Here is a 13,123-nt window from a genome sequence, read left to right on the forward strand (position 1 = left end):
CGAGGGTGGGGCAGGGGGGCGGGACGCCGGCTGGCGCCCGCCCCGCTGTAGGCGATAACACGGAATGTTATTGGAGTGGCGTCTTGGTGACCTTGTCCGCCCACATCTGGGCCACCTTGCCCGCAGCTTCCCGTCCACCAAGCCCGAAGGCAAGAGCCGCGGCGACAGCGGCGGCCCCCAGGATCAGGCCAAACGCCACAAGCACGATGTCGTCTGCGATCCCCATGAACCGCAGGCCCATGGCGGTAGCCAGAGCGATCGTCGCCCAGCGCACCAAGGTGGAGGCGAACCCGTCCGCGCCGCCCGTGCCCTTGTTAATCAGGTTTGCCAGAACGCCCCCGATCAGCACGCCGGCGGTGATGATGATCCCGCCGACGATGACATGGCCGGCAAGCGCCAAGATTTCCTGGAGGGTGACGGCGATTGTGCCGAACTGCAGCAGCTTGGCCGCCTCCACCGCCGTGAAGGCGACAATGGCGACCATGGCGATCTTGCCGACGATGCCGGATGGGGTCATCGGATTCGACCCCTCGCCGCCAAGAGCCCGCGCAGTCGCAGGAGTGACGTCACCGGCATAGGGAGCCGTGGCCGGATTCGGCGCCGCGGGTGTTGAAGTCGAAGCTGTCAGCGAGGTCAGACTCGAGATGCTGCGGTCGAACCCGGTCGCAGGGAGGACGCGCTCGATCAGCTGAGCGACCCAGCGGCCGATGAACCAGCCGACGGCCAGAACGATCGCGGCGGCGAGCACGTGAGGAATGGCTGCGAGGACGGTCGAGAGAACGGCGACCGCCGGGATGGTCAGGGATTCGATGCCCAACTGCTCGAGGGCGGCAATGGTGATCGGGATGAGGATTAGGACGAAAACGAGGGTGCCGATCGCCGAGCTTACGCCCGTCGATCCGGTCGCCTTAGTCAATCCAGACTTCTCAAGCCAGCGGTCGGCATTGGCGGCTTGCAGCGCCGCCTCAACGACGCGCTTGGCCAAGGTTGCGACCACGAAGCCGATGAAGAAGATGAGCACCGCGCCGAGAACGCTCGGAACGAACGAGGCGACTTGATTCAGCATCGAGTTGAGAGGGGTGACGACCTGGCCCAGATTGAGGACGCCGAGGGCGGCGACAACGCCGAAGAGCAGGATCAGCCAGAAGGCCACATCGCCGAGGCTGGCGCCGATGGAGTGTTTGGGATTGTCGCTCGCCGTAGCCTTCGCGGCGCCGGGAATGCGGTTGATTACCTTGGCCAGGGCCCACTTGACCGCCTTGCCGATGAACCAGGCCACGAAGAGGATCAGGACGGCGCCGATCGCCTTGGGCGCCCACTCATAAACGAGCGCGTTCCAGCTGATGAAATCGTAGTCTGTCGTTTGCATAGAGCCCTCTCAAACCCGGCGCCTTCGCGGGGTGTTCCATTCGGTAAAACCTGTGAGCTCGCCGCAAGTTCCGTCGCGTCCGGGACACAGCCCTGATCCGCCGTCGAGAACCTTCGTCAGGCTTGACCGGTGGGCAACCTAGGGAGCCTTGCATGACGACAGTCGCTGCCGGCGACCCGGGGCTCGTGGGGACCGTGCAAAGCGCCTTTTCCGGTGACGCGCCCATGGCGCGTGAACTGGCCGGCGTCGTCGGCGTCTATTCCGTTCGCCTCCTCGTCGCTCTCCTCATCCTGGCGGTGACGCTATGGGCATCAAAGCGTCTGGCCCGTCTAGTGCACAGAGCTGTCGACCGACTGCCCCACCACCACACCGCTGACGAGACCCTGGCTGACTTCGTGTCCGCCCTGGTCCGTTATCTCGTCATCGCGATCGGGTTAATTGCGGTCCTGCAGCAGATCGGCGTCCAGGCCACGTCGGTCCTCGCCGTCCTGGGGGCGGCGTCCCTAGCGATCGGGCTGGCGCTCCAGGGCACACTGGGCAACGTCGCCCCCGGGGAGATGATTGTCCTGTTGAGACCCTATCGGGTCGGCGACAAGGTCGAGCTCAACGGGCGACAGGAAGGTGGTCGATCTCGACCTTTTCAACACGACGGTCGTCGATTTCGACGGACTGACCCTCTACCTGCCCAACGGCAAGGTGTTCGGCGAGATGATCGTCAACATGAGCCAGTCCGGCCATCGACGCATCGAACTCGTCTTCGGCGTCGATGACGACGACGATCTGAACACGGCCTTGCGGCTCCTGATCGAGTGCGCCCAGGCAAATCAAAGCGTCCTGAACGATCCGCCGCCCTGGGCCAAGGTCACCAGTTTGGGGGACAACGCCGTCAATGTGACCCTGCGCTGCTGGGCAAGCTCCGATGACTATGTCGATGCGCGGTTCGACCTGACCAAGGCGATCAAGGAGACCCTGGAGGCGCATGGGTTGAGCTTCCCCTATCCTCATCAGGTTACGATAAACAGGCCAGGCCTCGCGAAGGTCTCTCCCGACGAAGAGCGGACGCCACTGGAACCGGCGCCCGGGGCTTGAGTCACTGCATCGGATCCGCCGCCCCTGCCAGCCATTGTTAAAGCGTCAGTTGCGGCGGCCGGTTGACGCCCCGTCGCTGGGCGACGGGGCCGTTGGGGTTCGAGGCTCTACGCGCCTTTGCGTTGCATCGCTTCGGCGTTGACTGCAGCATCAGCGATCGTGGTGAGGTCTTCGTCGGTCTGGGACTCCTCCTCGAGCGTCTCGTCTAGCAGGGCAGCGGCGTCCTCAAGACCCAGCACCAGCGCCCAGCGCTTAAGCGTGCCGTAGCGCGTGATTTCATAGTGTTCCACGGCCTGGGCCGCGGCCAGCAGGCCTGCGTCGAGCGCAGCTGTGTCCTTGTACTCCTCCATGATCTCGTCCCCCTCGGCAAGGATGCCTTCGATTGCGTCGCAGGTCTTGCCGCGGGGAGCCTTGCCGATGATCTCGAACACCTGCTGCAGGCGTTCGATCTGGCCTTCGGTTTGATCCTTGTGCTTTTCGAAGGCGGCCTTTAGCTTGGGGGACTGCGCGGCCCGGGCCATCTTCGGCAGAGACTTCAGGATCTTCCTTTCGGCATAATAAATGTCCTTAAGCGTGTCGTGGAACAGGGTGTCGAGGGTTTTCTCGGCCATGGTGCAAACTCCTGATGATGCGCCTAGCGCGCCCAGCAAAAAGGGCAGGCGGCTCTATTGGTTCCTGTTCGCAGGGCAGGCGGGTAGGCGGACGCAGGCGCAGGTCTCGACCGCCGCGAGCACCAGCGGGCCGCGTCCGACACGGTTCTGCGCAACTTCCGACGAGTCCGCTTCCAGTGAACGACGAGGCCGGCCGACCGCCCCACCTGACCGCGTCCCTCGGCCGACACGGAAACCGCCGCCTGCGGCCAACCATTCACCCTCTCCCGGGCGCCGTCGCAGGCGAAGCGGGCTTGCCCAGCAAGCCGCCAAGGAATTCGAAAGCGCCACGCTCCTTTTCATGACTGCTGACGGGAGCTGTGTTTGCGATCTGCCCGGATATGTCGTCCCGGGAAAGAACAACCCGCCAGCGACTGCTGCCCATCGGCGAGGCTGGCAGCGAACATCTGGTGGACCCGCATTGCGTTCCGATCCAGTGCCACTCCATCCATCGCAGCCCTCAAGGGCGGTAATGCGGCCTGGCCGATGATGTCCTCGCCCAGCCAGGCCGCCTGACGCAGTTCGGGCATGAGCCGCGACGCGCCAGCTTAGCCTTAACGCATGGTCATGTCAGCCGGCGTTGGTAGGGGGGGAGGGCCTGTAATTTTGTCGAAACAGACTCGCCGCAGCGGTCAAAACCAAGTTCGGCCCGCCCCTGAGCCACTGAAGGTTCGGAACGGGCCTGCCCGGTTATTCCCTCCCGGATGCCTTTAACGTAACGCGAGTTGTTGAGATGGCAAGGGGCGCGGATCTCCGAATCTACGGTCTGGCGATAGTCTACAAATGACCCAGCATCGCCGCCGCGCGGGACGCACAGATCCGATTTTCGTTGCTTGGTCGAGCACTCGAAGCTCGCCTTTCTGGGTGAATAAAAACGGTCGTTCCTGGCGCAAAGCCGGCGCAGGCCTGTCTAAGTGTAGATCCAGACAAACCCACTGATGCGGGGAAAAATCCAACCGCATCGGCCCGTTTTACGCGCCGGGGCAGGCGCTGTGAACATTCCAGGTGTGGTCGAAGTCACACCAGCCCGATGTCCGATATGAGTCGCACTTTCGTATCGTATAGCAATATAGGGTCGTAGGCGCCTTTGATGGACCGAATAGAGTGGGATTGGTGTCAAATGCTAAAGACGGGGCTTACCAGTTTAAGCCCCGTCTATACCACGTTCACAAAAGCATTCTGTTGCCTTCAGGCATAGGATTTCATCCGTACAAATCCCATGGTGTGTCAATGTCAGACACCCCGACTGCAGCGTAATGATTGAAAAGGTGGGCGGTAGCCTCCACAAACGGCGTATACGCCTTGCCTTCGTTTGGAAGATACGCAGCGGTAAGATCAACCGCGCAATCTAGCAACGCGATGACGATGCTGCTTGCCGATATCCCTTCATCATGAAGCTGGTCTATCAATTTGTAAATTTGCTTCCTCTGGGTTTTATCTATTTCTTTGTCATTTGCGGATCCACGTTTGTTTATCTCAAAACCTCTCAAGTGGTGCTCCGAGCCGCAATAGGTCCGAGCCTCGAAAAGAGGGGTAGGGGGTCGGAACTTTAGTCCCGGCGTTAACTTTTCAGCACCGCGGCTTGCACTCTCTCGCGTTGATTTTGTCATGCGTTGGTTTCCTTTGAAGGTCGTTTGAAGCAATTGTAAAATTAGCGCCCATGAGGCGCGTTTTAATCAACTCTATCGATCAATAACAAAGCCGATTATATAATATTTACAGTTCAAAAGTGCTTTGGTGATTTAGACGTAGTGGTGTGTAAGTTGACGGGTCTCGGTCCTGAGGGGCGGGCTTGAATTGGATGTCTTGGATGCAGCTTAGCGTTAGACGTCCGAAATTACGTCGAGTACACGCTATGACCACGCGGTCTGAAAACGAAAGTGGGACTATTGTTGCAGGGGCCCGGCAATTTGGAAGGCTTTCAGCTTCCAATTTGATGCTTGGCCTTTTTCGTCGCGGTCAATGAAAGTCTCACGCCGCATCATCAATGAAGCTTTGCGCGATCAAGTGCATTAGATGGTCCAGTCGATTGCATGCCGTTTTGGTTTGATCGATGTTCGAACAAGAGTCCGCTTGATGAGGTGTGGATTCAAGTCAGATGAGCAGGCAGCGAGTATGCCTTCTTCAAGGCTGTGCGGGCTGCATTTTTATCAGCCGCTTGCATTCACATCAGCGTGTGTTCATCGATGCTGAAAATTCCCTGGCCATCGATCTCAACGTTCCTGGGGATATAGATAAAGCCCGCCTCGAAGATTCAGACATACCCACAATGTGCTCAATCCACCGTCCCCGGTTCTGGAAACAGGTTTGGCCGTTTCCGGCTAAGGGCGCGACGTTTATGACCTCTTCGAACCTGCTGCGTCGCGTCGTGCAAAGATTGTCAGGGGCTAGACAAACAGAGACACGTCAAGCCGCTTCATGGCGACGTGCAGTGCCTATTTCTCTGCCGATTTCGATCGTGCTGGCCTGTCATCACGCGACCTAAAGCGACACCGGTTTCGACCGTCGTACCTTGCAATCAGCCCTATGATATGGCCGATCCGACTGAGTCGCGTCAGTTCTTCCCTCGGACCTACGCGTCCCATTCCATGGATCTAAATCTGGTCTGGTTGGCCTGGTGGTTACGAGCGGCAACCCAGTTCCCGATGGTCGACGACTCAGTTCGATCGCTCAGCCCATTTTGCTGGGGGCCTAATCAGCCATATTGTTAGACGTATGCCCCCTCCGGGGTAACACTTCTTCTTGTGCGACTGGCTAAGTTCTAGATGTTGGTGCTGGAGCACAAGCTCTCGAAATGTGCACCGTGGAGATGAAAGTCTTAACTCGCTCAAGAAGCTTTTGAAGCCCTTGATCCTCAATCAGACAAATTTCTGGCGATGCGCCACCCTGTCGGGGAGAGGTCCTTACTCGCCGGGGGAGCCTCGCTTCGCCCCGGGTCGTCATAGTTCGCTCACCATCAAATTACAGTTTGCTTATTTTCGCGATTTTACGCGTAGAGAAAGACTGCTGCATCCGGACCAAGCTTCCAGAAATCCTTGGTTACGTAGCGCGCGATGGCTTCCGGATTTTCGGCTCGACCGGCGTAGAAGTGGCCGCCCGATAAAATTCCTTTCCAAATCTCGCCGCCGTTGACGATGATGTCCTGGATCGGGTCCGGGGCCCTGACAGCTAAGTGCAAGTGGGTATTCGTCAGCGGATGTTCGAGAAATCCGATGGCGTGTCCTCGGTCGCAATCTGGCCTTTTTGACCAGCGTGGCCCGAGGCCCTTTCTATGCACGCGATTAAAAAATTCACGTGCGGTCCGATCCATCATTTCTTTTGAGACGGGTCTATTCGCGCCGAGTGTCATGAACAGATCAGGGTCGAATTCCGTCAGCCAGGCCTCGTATTGTCGACGCATTATGATCTCCTATTCACGAAGTCAGTGAGAACCGTGGTTGCATCACTCATCACCTCTTTTACGTCTGATTTTTTCATCATCTTCATTCGGTTGGTTTCGCCGAAAGCGCGTGACGGTGTCCGGATTCCTACGTCTCCGTCGGGATCGACCTCAATGATGGCGAGGTAGACCCCTGGATGCTTCAGCTTTTTGAGTCCGCGAACTCTCGTGGTGCGCCCTCCAGCGGTAGTCGCCGAATTGGATATTGCCTTCGCGGCGGCTCCGTTGATGAACGGCGCAGAGTGTGAAGCCGCGCTGTTGAGGGTCGATGCTGCGGGCGCTGACGTTTCGTGCTTAGCCCTCGTGCTTTTTGCGGCGGACATTTCCTTCCGCAGTCGAGGGATGGCCGACTCGAACTCAGCAGATGGTATTGACTGACGCTTGGCGAAAATTAGCAAAGCTTTGTCTTTGCTCAGCGTCGCTCGATGGCTGGGATCGTCGACTCGATAAAGGGCAAGGCTTTTTAGGATCACCGTCGTCGGGTCGGCGTTTTTGACTTTACCGCCCCGCCTATCCGGAGGCCCTGCTCGATCGAGCGCTTCGAGTTGCCGCATCAAACTTTCTACGACCGTCACGCGCTCTTCGGTTGTGAAGCTATCGAGGCGGAGGAGGGCTTGATAGGCGAGGGCGAGCTGAAGGCTCTTCTTGCGGCGTTCCTGGAGGGCGAGGCGGCTGGTAGTAAGCTCGGCTACCTGTTCCAACCACTGTTGAAAATCAGCAGGGTCCGCGTCGGCGAGTAGCCGCTTGGCGTCGTCTGGCGTAATGTCGGGACGTGTACAAGCCTTCTCTATCTTCTCTCGTCTGGCTGCGCCGATACGAACCGCTTGGTTTCGCTGTCGCTTCCGAAGCGTGCTTTTAGGGGGCATTCATCACCTGGAATGTTGCTTAAAGCAACATTATCGCGCGACAAGCCGGCGTTGTCCAGATCACACTGTGCTTGGGTTACTGCGCGCTGTCGGTCCGGCAGTTCGCCCTAAAGCGACGCTGAGATTCGATTGGGTGACCACCGTTGCCACTCACATCAACCTGTCGGAGTTTTCGCGATGCGCTTCGCATCCTGAGAAGCGTGTTGCGTGGTCGCCAAACCTAATCCATCCGCCGCTCACCCTACCTCGGCCCATACAGACTGGTGAGGCATCTTGGCGCGGGGCAAATGTATCGAGTAAGCCGACGTAATCTCGACCGCCTGACCCTTGCTCGCCCTGAGGCGATTTCCCTATTCTACCCTGAGGTCATCTCCAGGCTGTTTTCCTCGTCGTACGTCCCAAACGCATGTTGATCGCGAACAATCAAAGGGAGGGGAAGCTGTTGGATCACAGTCCTGAATGAATGGAATGATATCAGGCATGGGGGGGGATTAGTGTTGCTCGTTGTCAAGCCGGTCTTGGTCAAGTTGCTCCGCTAAACCGTCGAGCATATCCTCCTGATGTAAACGCTCGATCAGCGTGACAAAGCACTCTCGATCCTCTTTTGTCAGAATAACGTGCTCAGGCCCGCGTTCCAAAGACACAGCCATTCGCACTAGTGTCCAGCCGAACCGTTTTCGGACGTCGCGGTCTTCATCTTGGTCATTGATACGATTAAGTCCGCCTCGCGGATTGGTGCCGTTACAGACCGAACGATACTCTGAAAGAAGATGCTCAGAGATCGAGCTTGGACGACTCTTAGATCCAGCGACTGCCTGGGAAGCCATTTCGGTCGGGGCAAAGGAAGCCGCAATCAGGGCCGAAGCCAGTGTTGTAATGATCATGGTCATTGAGCCGCAAACGTCACATGGAAACGGATGGTTGAAGGCACGGGATCATTGCCCGACATGGCAGGTCGCAGTCTCCCGGATGATAACGCTCCTGCGACGGCTGCGGGACCTAATCCATATCGCGGTGGGCTTTCCCAGAGCGCCCCGCAATCGGCCAGACGACCGTTGGTTGTAACTGTGCACTGCAGTAGCGCCGCGCCAGTTACGCCTGCATCTATCGCGCGTTGAGGCATGGTAGGCTTTGGCTGGGAAATCCAGGATGCAGGCGTGAAGGTTGGGGGCTGCGACGCGCTCGGTCTTGAGACGTCGTGATTTAGCGAAGGGATTGCGTCTTCAGAGCGAGGTGAGGATCTCTCAGATGGGGCGGGGTCTGTCTCGGGCCTTTGAGGGCTAGCCGTAGCCGGGACCAGGACAAGCCTTCGCTTTCGACCGCTTTGGGAAACCTCGATTATCACTCCCCCGTCAGATCGCTCGAACTCAAACGTGGGGCCGGCGCCTGAGTTTGTTTGGAGATCGTTAATCTTCATCGTCTTGAGGTTGACCGCATAGGTCGTCCCTCCGCCTGCGGCATTGCCGGTATTTTGGGTCAACAACACAAAGTCACCCCAGGCCTGCGTGAAATAAACGAGCCCCAACCGCAGTGCGCGACGGCTTCGCGACCCTTCGCATCCAATGCAGAAGACGTCGTTCTCCTCATTGTTGCTGACCAACTTCAAACCTCCGCGCTCGAAGAGCGTTTGGTCGCTGGAGTAGGGATCGGATATCCTGCCTTGATCATCGGCGGGCTGCGCCGCATCCGTCGCTTCCCCGGCTCGTCTAAGGCGCTTTGTCGCTTTGGCGACCAGCTCGAAGAACCAAACGTCTGGGACAGAGGACGTTGTCTGCCGGCTACCAGATCCATCCGAAATCGATGTGGTATAGAGATACTCGCGGCCTCCAGCTTCCTTCTGGCGCGTGAACTCCAACCGATAGCTCTGACCATCGCCTGAAGCAGGGGAGACAGTGGTTGAACAGCTGACACGTTTGATCTGCGGATCTCGCCCTTCGACGGCGATATCTGCGAACTGGATCTCGTCTGCGATGATCTCTGCGATGTCAGAGCGCCGGGCGATAGCGGCGTCAACGCCATCTCCAAGAAGAAGACGATAGTCACCGAGATTGGCGATCAGGACAGAAATGACATCCTGGTGAACTTGGGGCGATGCGCAGACCTGCTCCGGCGATTGCGGGATGCAGGCCGAAAGGGGAATGGCAGCCAATAGGGCCGCCGGCGGAAGCCGGGTCATGTGAAATCCTATCAAAGGTCGCCCAGGTTGCTGCTCTTTTAGCAGCAACCTGGGCGGGGTCTAGCGAGAAGGGGATGGTTGAGTTCTTCCCCCGATGAACGTCGCTTTTTCCGAGCCTCACCGAGAGCTCGTCAGGCGGCTTGTGGAGGCCAGAATTGCTGCCGGTTTAAGCCAGCGCCAGTTGGCCGAGCGGCTGGGCGTCGATCACTCCTGGATCGGAAAATTTGAATCCGAACGGGTCCGTCTCAACGTTATTCAGTTTCTGAAGTTGGCTGACGCCCTAAACATTGACGCGGGCCGGCTGCTTGTAGGTCTTGGTGAGCTTTCCAAGATCCCAATGGTCGCGACGCGTGTCGGTGAACCAAAAAGCGCCGAATAGGACCACATAATCCCCACAACAGCTTTTGGGGAAAAACGAGAATTGGGCCCAGTTGACCGATCTAAAAGCCGTTTAGATGGATCAGGAACACATCTAGATGGGTCTGAGGGGCGCTTAGTACTCATCAGCCAGCATAATGGTCATGACGCGCTGGGTGATGTTTGGATCTGACGGATCGTCAGAGGCATATCGACGATCCAGATCGTAATAATCGATTTTCCAGAGGACACGGTTGCCCTCGATATCGATCGCGCCGAAATCGTGCTCGTTATAAGGGTCGTTACCAGCGGGAAAGTTGGTTTCTCGCGCGATCGCAGCGCGAACCTGAGCGGCGAAGGGAAAACCGAATTCCAACAGCCCTCGCGTTACAAGAATCAGCCCGCCTTGGCCGGACGCGCGCAGTTGATCGTTCAGCTCGCGAATGCGCGCAGTCTTTTCGTCTGTCATTTTAGGAAATGCCTTTTGCGGCGAAGACGCTAGATTCGATCCAGCGCCATCAGCGTGAGAACGAGCACAAGCCCGTTCGATTGGGAAAGCTGACGCGGAAAATCAGCCAACGCAGTGGTTTCAATTGTCACTCGCACCGAATGGCCACCATCGAGATCGATACCCGCAATTTCTAGTTGGGGGTCTAACGCGATGGAATGGATGGCGATCGTGACTGGGTCGATCAGCTCAGAAAGCGAGCGGGTCACAGCGTGTGCACCAATCGATGTTGCGCGCGACTATCGCCATCGATGTAGCGTTGCGTCGTCTCGATCGACTGATGCCCGGCTAAAAGTTGGACATCCCTGAGGCTTGCGCCGGCGCGGTGCGCTGCTTTTGCTGCGGCGGTTACGAACGTGCGCCGTCCAGAGTGCGACGAACAGCCGTCCGCGCCAATGGCGTGAAATGCGCAGCTGAACCAGTTGACGATACTGTTTGCGCGCATCCCTCCGCCTCTTAGCGAGCGCACGACCGGCCCTATGCGTAGTGCCTTTGGGGCCAGCTTGACCAGGGCCTGACTGAGTTCTGGATGGATGGGAATGCGACGGCCGGATCCCTTCTTAGCGATCGCGTCTCTAAGCTCGATGATGTTCGACACTTGACCTCTAGCGTCCGTGACCATGGACCAGTCCAACCCCGCGATCTCGCAGGCTCTCAACCCGGCGCGGACCGAGAGTAGCACGATGACGCGATCTCGCTCTGGGGTCGGGGAGCGCCGAGTGTGTGCGAGCAGTCGCCGAAGCTCGCCGCTGGTGAGGATCTTTGCTTGTCTGCCGGCCATGAAGTTCCTTTCTGGGCATGCAAAAATGCCCCCGCGCTTGGGGCGCGGGGGCAGGGTGGTAAGAGCTGTCGAAGTCAGCCCTCGTGGAGCTGAATAAATGCGTTCATCGGGCGACGGCCGCTGCCCCGAACGCTGAAGCTATCTGTCGGGGCATGCGTGTAGGCCGTTCGAAAGTTCGCGAGCCCGAGTTGCTCCGGCGGCGCCCGTGTAGCCGCCAGCATGGCGAAGCCCTCGGTTGGTAGCGTTCTTTGATAATGCGCTGCCCCGATTGCTAAGCCGCCGCCGAGGAAGCTGCTGGCGCATGCGAGCCCGTGACGATGCCAAAGGACTTCCCGACCGGGGGCGTCGAACCCGTGGATAGGGTTGAGGAGCACGCGGGGCCAATGAGTGCGAATTCGGTGGTAAAGGTCTGAAAGCCAGAGCCACGATTCCGTTGGCGTCAGGTCGTCCCATCCATCTGGAACGGCCGTCTTGTATCGCATGGCTCGCAGCTTGGTCGTTGGGCCTAGCGCAAGTTCGGAGAAGACGAAGCTGTCGTAGCAGAGGCACAGCATCGCGATGTCGCCGTTGGGGAGCGGCAGAAAACGATCTTCGGTGAGAGCATCCTCATGGTCCAAGAGATACGGGGCACGACCATATTCATTGGTATCGCCATCTGTCGGGAAGATTTTTCGGACGACCGCGAGACAGCCATCCTGATTGAATGCCGCTAGAGCCTGGTCTCCTCGAAACCCCCACGGGCGGAACCGGTTGGTGTCGATCCCTGTCACGATGACGCACCCGGGCGACCCTTCACTGAGCTTACGAACGGCCTGGACGCAGATGTCGCCGACAGATGCGTCGATCATCGCGCGTCTGAGTGTGGTTGGAGCCGGAGCGAGCCAGTCTGCCGTTCGAAGGTAGCCAGCGGGGAAGACGATGGCGTCGAGGGCGCGCCACCCCCGGCGCCGAATGGCGCGCATGATTGTGACCATAAAGTCGAGGCGAAGCTCGGTCGATCGGGGGCGTGTGGCGGGGGAGCCTTTGACGTGAATGCTCACGATCCGCGCCGGCCGTGAGCCGCGCATTTCGCTGAGCATGGACTGATCTCGATGTGTTTGGCTAACAATCCATGATACCATAGATTTGCTGGAATGTCAATAACGTATTGAAAAGGAATGTAAAAAGCGCCGAGCTGAGCCGGCCGCGTTCAAAAAATATCCGATTGATATTGTTATATCAGCATGATACCTTTCGTCCTTAAACGGAGAAGCAAGGCATGCGCAGATCGCAGCTAGTGAAGTTGGTGGGGTTGAGCGAGGAGGCCTTCAATCTTCTCAAGGCCCGTAAACATGTCCCGATGCGTGGGCGGTCTCCTGGTTCGGGGTGGCAGAATTTCACGGTTGAGGACGCCATCGCCTTTGAGGCGGCGGTCGCATTGGCGCGATGTGGCGTTAAAAAGAATAACGCGCGTGCGTGGGTCGATCTCTATTTCGACGTGGCCATCGAGCGCGCGAGCGAGAACGACCGCAAGTCTACCGATCCCATCTATCTCGGCGTGGTGACCTCTTTCGGCATCGCAGAGACGACGCTTGTCGCCGACGACCAGTTTCCGTTGGTTGGATCAGCGAGTGACATCGCGAGCGAGCTGCAAAGCATCCAGGAAGCCCTCGGGCAGGATCGCTGGCTCGATGGTCTCATAACCATCAATCTCAATCTCTGTGTCCAGCTCGTCTATCTGCGGGCGGAGCAGGCCCTGATTGCTGATGATCGGCTCGAAGAGCTCGCGACCCTGTTCGGCGCGCGCAGCCGCATGATCACGATCGTTGAGTAGGGGGCGATAATGCCAAGGGCTTCAACAAGATTCACAAAGGCGGATGTGGCGCGCGCCCTGAAAGGGGCCAATGAA

General features: G+C 58.4%; 14 protein-coding genes and 1 pseudogene. 4 read left to right on the forward strand and 11 right to left on the reverse strand.

Annotated elements, in window-relative coordinates:
• Positions 1 to 67: 67 nt before the first annotated feature.
• The gene (locus tag E4341_RS08295) at positions 68 to 1,279 is read right to left on the reverse strand and encodes a mechanosensitive ion channel (RefSeq protein WP_240893513.1); all 1,212 of its coding nucleotides are present in this window, start codon (positions 1,277 to 1,279) and stop codon (positions 68 to 70) included.
• Positions 1,280 to 1,593: 314 nt separating this feature from the next.
• On the opposite strand from E4341_RS08295, the pseudogene E4341_RS15755 reads away from it, so the two are divergent.
• Together E4341_RS15755 and E4341_RS15670 are read left to right on the forward strand one after the other, a co-directional pair.
• A pseudogene (locus tag E4341_RS15755) lies at positions 1,594 to 1,839 on the forward strand (hypothetical protein); the annotation flags it as partial.
• 151 nt (positions 1,840 to 1,990) lie between these two features.
• Positions 1,991 to 2,458: a mechanosensitive ion channel family protein gene (locus E4341_RS15670; RefSeq protein ID WP_165116560.1), complete on the forward strand. Its 468-nt coding sequence runs from the start codon at positions 1,991 to 1,993 to the stop codon at positions 2,456 to 2,458.
• A 107-nt stretch (positions 2,459 to 2,565) separates the two neighbouring features.
• On the opposite strand, the gene E4341_RS08310 is transcribed toward E4341_RS15670, so the two are convergent.
• From E4341_RS08310 to E4341_RS08335, 6 genes are all read right to left on the reverse strand, one after another.
• On the reverse strand, positions 2,566 to 3,069 hold the full coding sequence (locus E4341_RS08310; protein ID WP_039248899.1) for a ferritin-like domain-containing protein: 504 nt from the start codon (positions 3,067 to 3,069) through the stop codon (positions 2,566 to 2,568).
• 1,241 nt (positions 3,070 to 4,310) lie between these two features.
• The gene (locus E4341_RS08315; RefSeq protein ID WP_165116562.1) at positions 4,311 to 4,718 is read right to left on the reverse strand and encodes a hypothetical protein; all 408 of its coding nucleotides are present in this window, start codon (positions 4,716 to 4,718) and stop codon (positions 4,311 to 4,313) included.
• A 1,376-nt stretch (positions 4,719 to 6,094) separates the two neighbouring features.
• On the reverse strand, positions 6,095 to 6,508 hold the full coding sequence (locus E4341_RS08320; RefSeq protein ID WP_165116564.1) for a hypothetical protein: 414 nt from the start codon (positions 6,506 to 6,508) through the stop codon (positions 6,095 to 6,097).
• Positions 6,508 to 7,413 carry a hypothetical protein gene (locus tag E4341_RS08325; RefSeq protein WP_165116566.1) on the reverse strand — a complete coding sequence of 302 codons (906 nt, stop codon included), beginning with the start codon at positions 7,411 to 7,413 and terminating at the stop codon, positions 6,508 to 6,510. The genes E4341_RS08320 and E4341_RS08325 overlap by 1 nt, the downstream gene beginning before the upstream one ends.
• A 491-nt stretch (positions 7,414 to 7,904) precedes the next feature.
• Entirely contained in the window at positions 7,905 to 8,303 is a 399-nt protein-coding gene (locus E4341_RS08330) for an iron-containing alcohol dehydrogenase family protein (RefSeq protein WP_165116568.1), read from the reverse strand.
• Entirely contained in the window at positions 8,300 to 9,589 is a 1,290-nt protein-coding gene (locus tag E4341_RS08335) for an energy transducer TonB (protein ID WP_088582833.1), read from the reverse strand. Before E4341_RS08335 ends, E4341_RS08330 begins: the two co-directional genes overlap by 4 nt.
• Positions 9,590 to 9,683: 94 nt before the next feature.
• Here E4341_RS08335 and E4341_RS08340 point away from each other — a divergent pair, with 94 nt between their 5' ends.
• On the forward strand, positions 9,684 to 9,968 hold the full coding sequence (locus E4341_RS08340; protein ID WP_088582834.1) for a helix-turn-helix domain-containing protein: 285 nt from the start codon (positions 9,684 to 9,686) through the stop codon (positions 9,966 to 9,968).
• A 114-nt stretch (positions 9,969 to 10,082) separates the two neighbouring features.
• On the opposite strand, the gene E4341_RS08345 is transcribed toward E4341_RS08340, so the two are convergent.
• The 4 genes from E4341_RS08345 to E4341_RS08360 form a co-directional block, all read right to left on the reverse strand.
• Positions 10,083 to 10,415 (reverse strand): DUF3768 domain-containing protein, encoded by a 333-nt coding sequence (locus tag E4341_RS08345; RefSeq protein ID WP_088582835.1) that lies wholly within the window; start codon positions 10,413 to 10,415, stop codon positions 10,083 to 10,085.
• 29 nt (positions 10,416 to 10,444) lie between these two features.
• Positions 10,445 to 10,663, reverse strand: a complete 219-nt coding sequence (locus E4341_RS08350; protein ID WP_088582836.1) for a hypothetical protein — start codon at positions 10,661 to 10,663, stop codon at positions 10,445 to 10,447.
• A complete protein-coding gene (locus E4341_RS08355) occupies positions 10,660 to 11,235 on the reverse strand; it encodes a site-specific integrase (RefSeq protein WP_088582837.1) in 576 nt (191 codons plus the stop codon). Before E4341_RS08355 ends, E4341_RS08350 begins: the two co-directional genes overlap by 4 nt.
• 74 nt (positions 11,236 to 11,309) lie before the next feature.
• The gene (locus tag E4341_RS08360; RefSeq protein WP_146112059.1) at positions 11,310 to 12,083 is read right to left on the reverse strand and encodes a hypothetical protein; all 774 of its coding nucleotides are present in this window, start codon (positions 12,081 to 12,083) and stop codon (positions 11,310 to 11,312) included.
• A 410-nt stretch (positions 12,084 to 12,493) separates the two neighbouring features.
• Between E4341_RS08360 and E4341_RS08365 the strand changes: the two genes are divergently transcribed.
• Positions 12,494 to 13,048 carry a hypothetical protein gene (locus E4341_RS08365; RefSeq protein ID WP_165116570.1) on the forward strand — a complete coding sequence of 185 codons (555 nt, stop codon included), beginning with the start codon at positions 12,494 to 12,496 and terminating at the stop codon, positions 13,046 to 13,048.
• Positions 13,049 to 13,123: the final 75 nt, after the last annotated feature.

The sequence above is a fragment of the Brevundimonas sp. 'scallop' genome, from assembly GCF_011045535.1.
Classification (GTDB): domain Bacteria; phylum Pseudomonadota; class Alphaproteobacteria; order Caulobacterales; family Caulobacteraceae; genus Brevundimonas; species Brevundimonas vesicularis.

Coding starts and splice junctions, on each gene's coding strand:
- E4341_RS08310 (WP_039248899.1), bottom strand. CDS start 3,069: ATGGCCGAGAAAACCCTCGACACCCTGTTCCACGACACGCTTAAGGAC.
- E4341_RS08330 (WP_165116568.1), bottom strand. CDS start 8,303: ATGACCATGATCATTACAACACTGGCTTCGGCCCTGATTGCGGCTTCC.
- E4341_RS08325 (WP_165116566.1), bottom strand. CDS start 7,413: ATGCCCCCTAAAAGCACGCTTCGGAAGCGACAGCGAAACCAAGCGGTT.
- E4341_RS08360 (WP_146112059.1), bottom strand. CDS start 12,083: ATGATCGACGCATCTGTCGGCGACATCTGCGTCCAGGCCGTTCGTAAG.
- E4341_RS08355 (WP_088582837.1), bottom strand. CDS start 11,235: ATGGCCGGCAGACAAGCAAAGATCCTCACCAGCGGCGAGCTTCGGCGA.
- E4341_RS08345 (WP_088582835.1), bottom strand. CDS start 10,415: ATGACAGACGAAAAGACTGCGCGCATTCGCGAGCTGAACGATCAACTG.
- E4341_RS08315 (WP_165116562.1), bottom strand. CDS start 4,718: ATGACAAAATCAACGCGAGAGAGTGCAAGCCGCGGTGCTGAAAAGTTA.
- E4341_RS08320 (WP_165116564.1), bottom strand. CDS start 6,508: ATGCGTCGACAATACGAGGCCTGGCTGACGGAATTCGACCCTGATCTG.
- E4341_RS08335 (WP_088582833.1), bottom strand. CDS start 9,589: ATGACCCGGCTTCCGCCGGCGGCCCTATTGGCTGCCATTCCCCTTTCG.
- E4341_RS08365 (WP_165116570.1), top strand. CDS start 12,494: ATGCGCAGATCGCAGCTAGTGAAGTTGGTGGGGTTGAGCGAGGAGGCC.
- E4341_RS08340 (WP_088582834.1), top strand. CDS start 9,684: ATGAACGTCGCTTTTTCCGAGCCTCACCGAGAGCTCGTCAGGCGGCTT.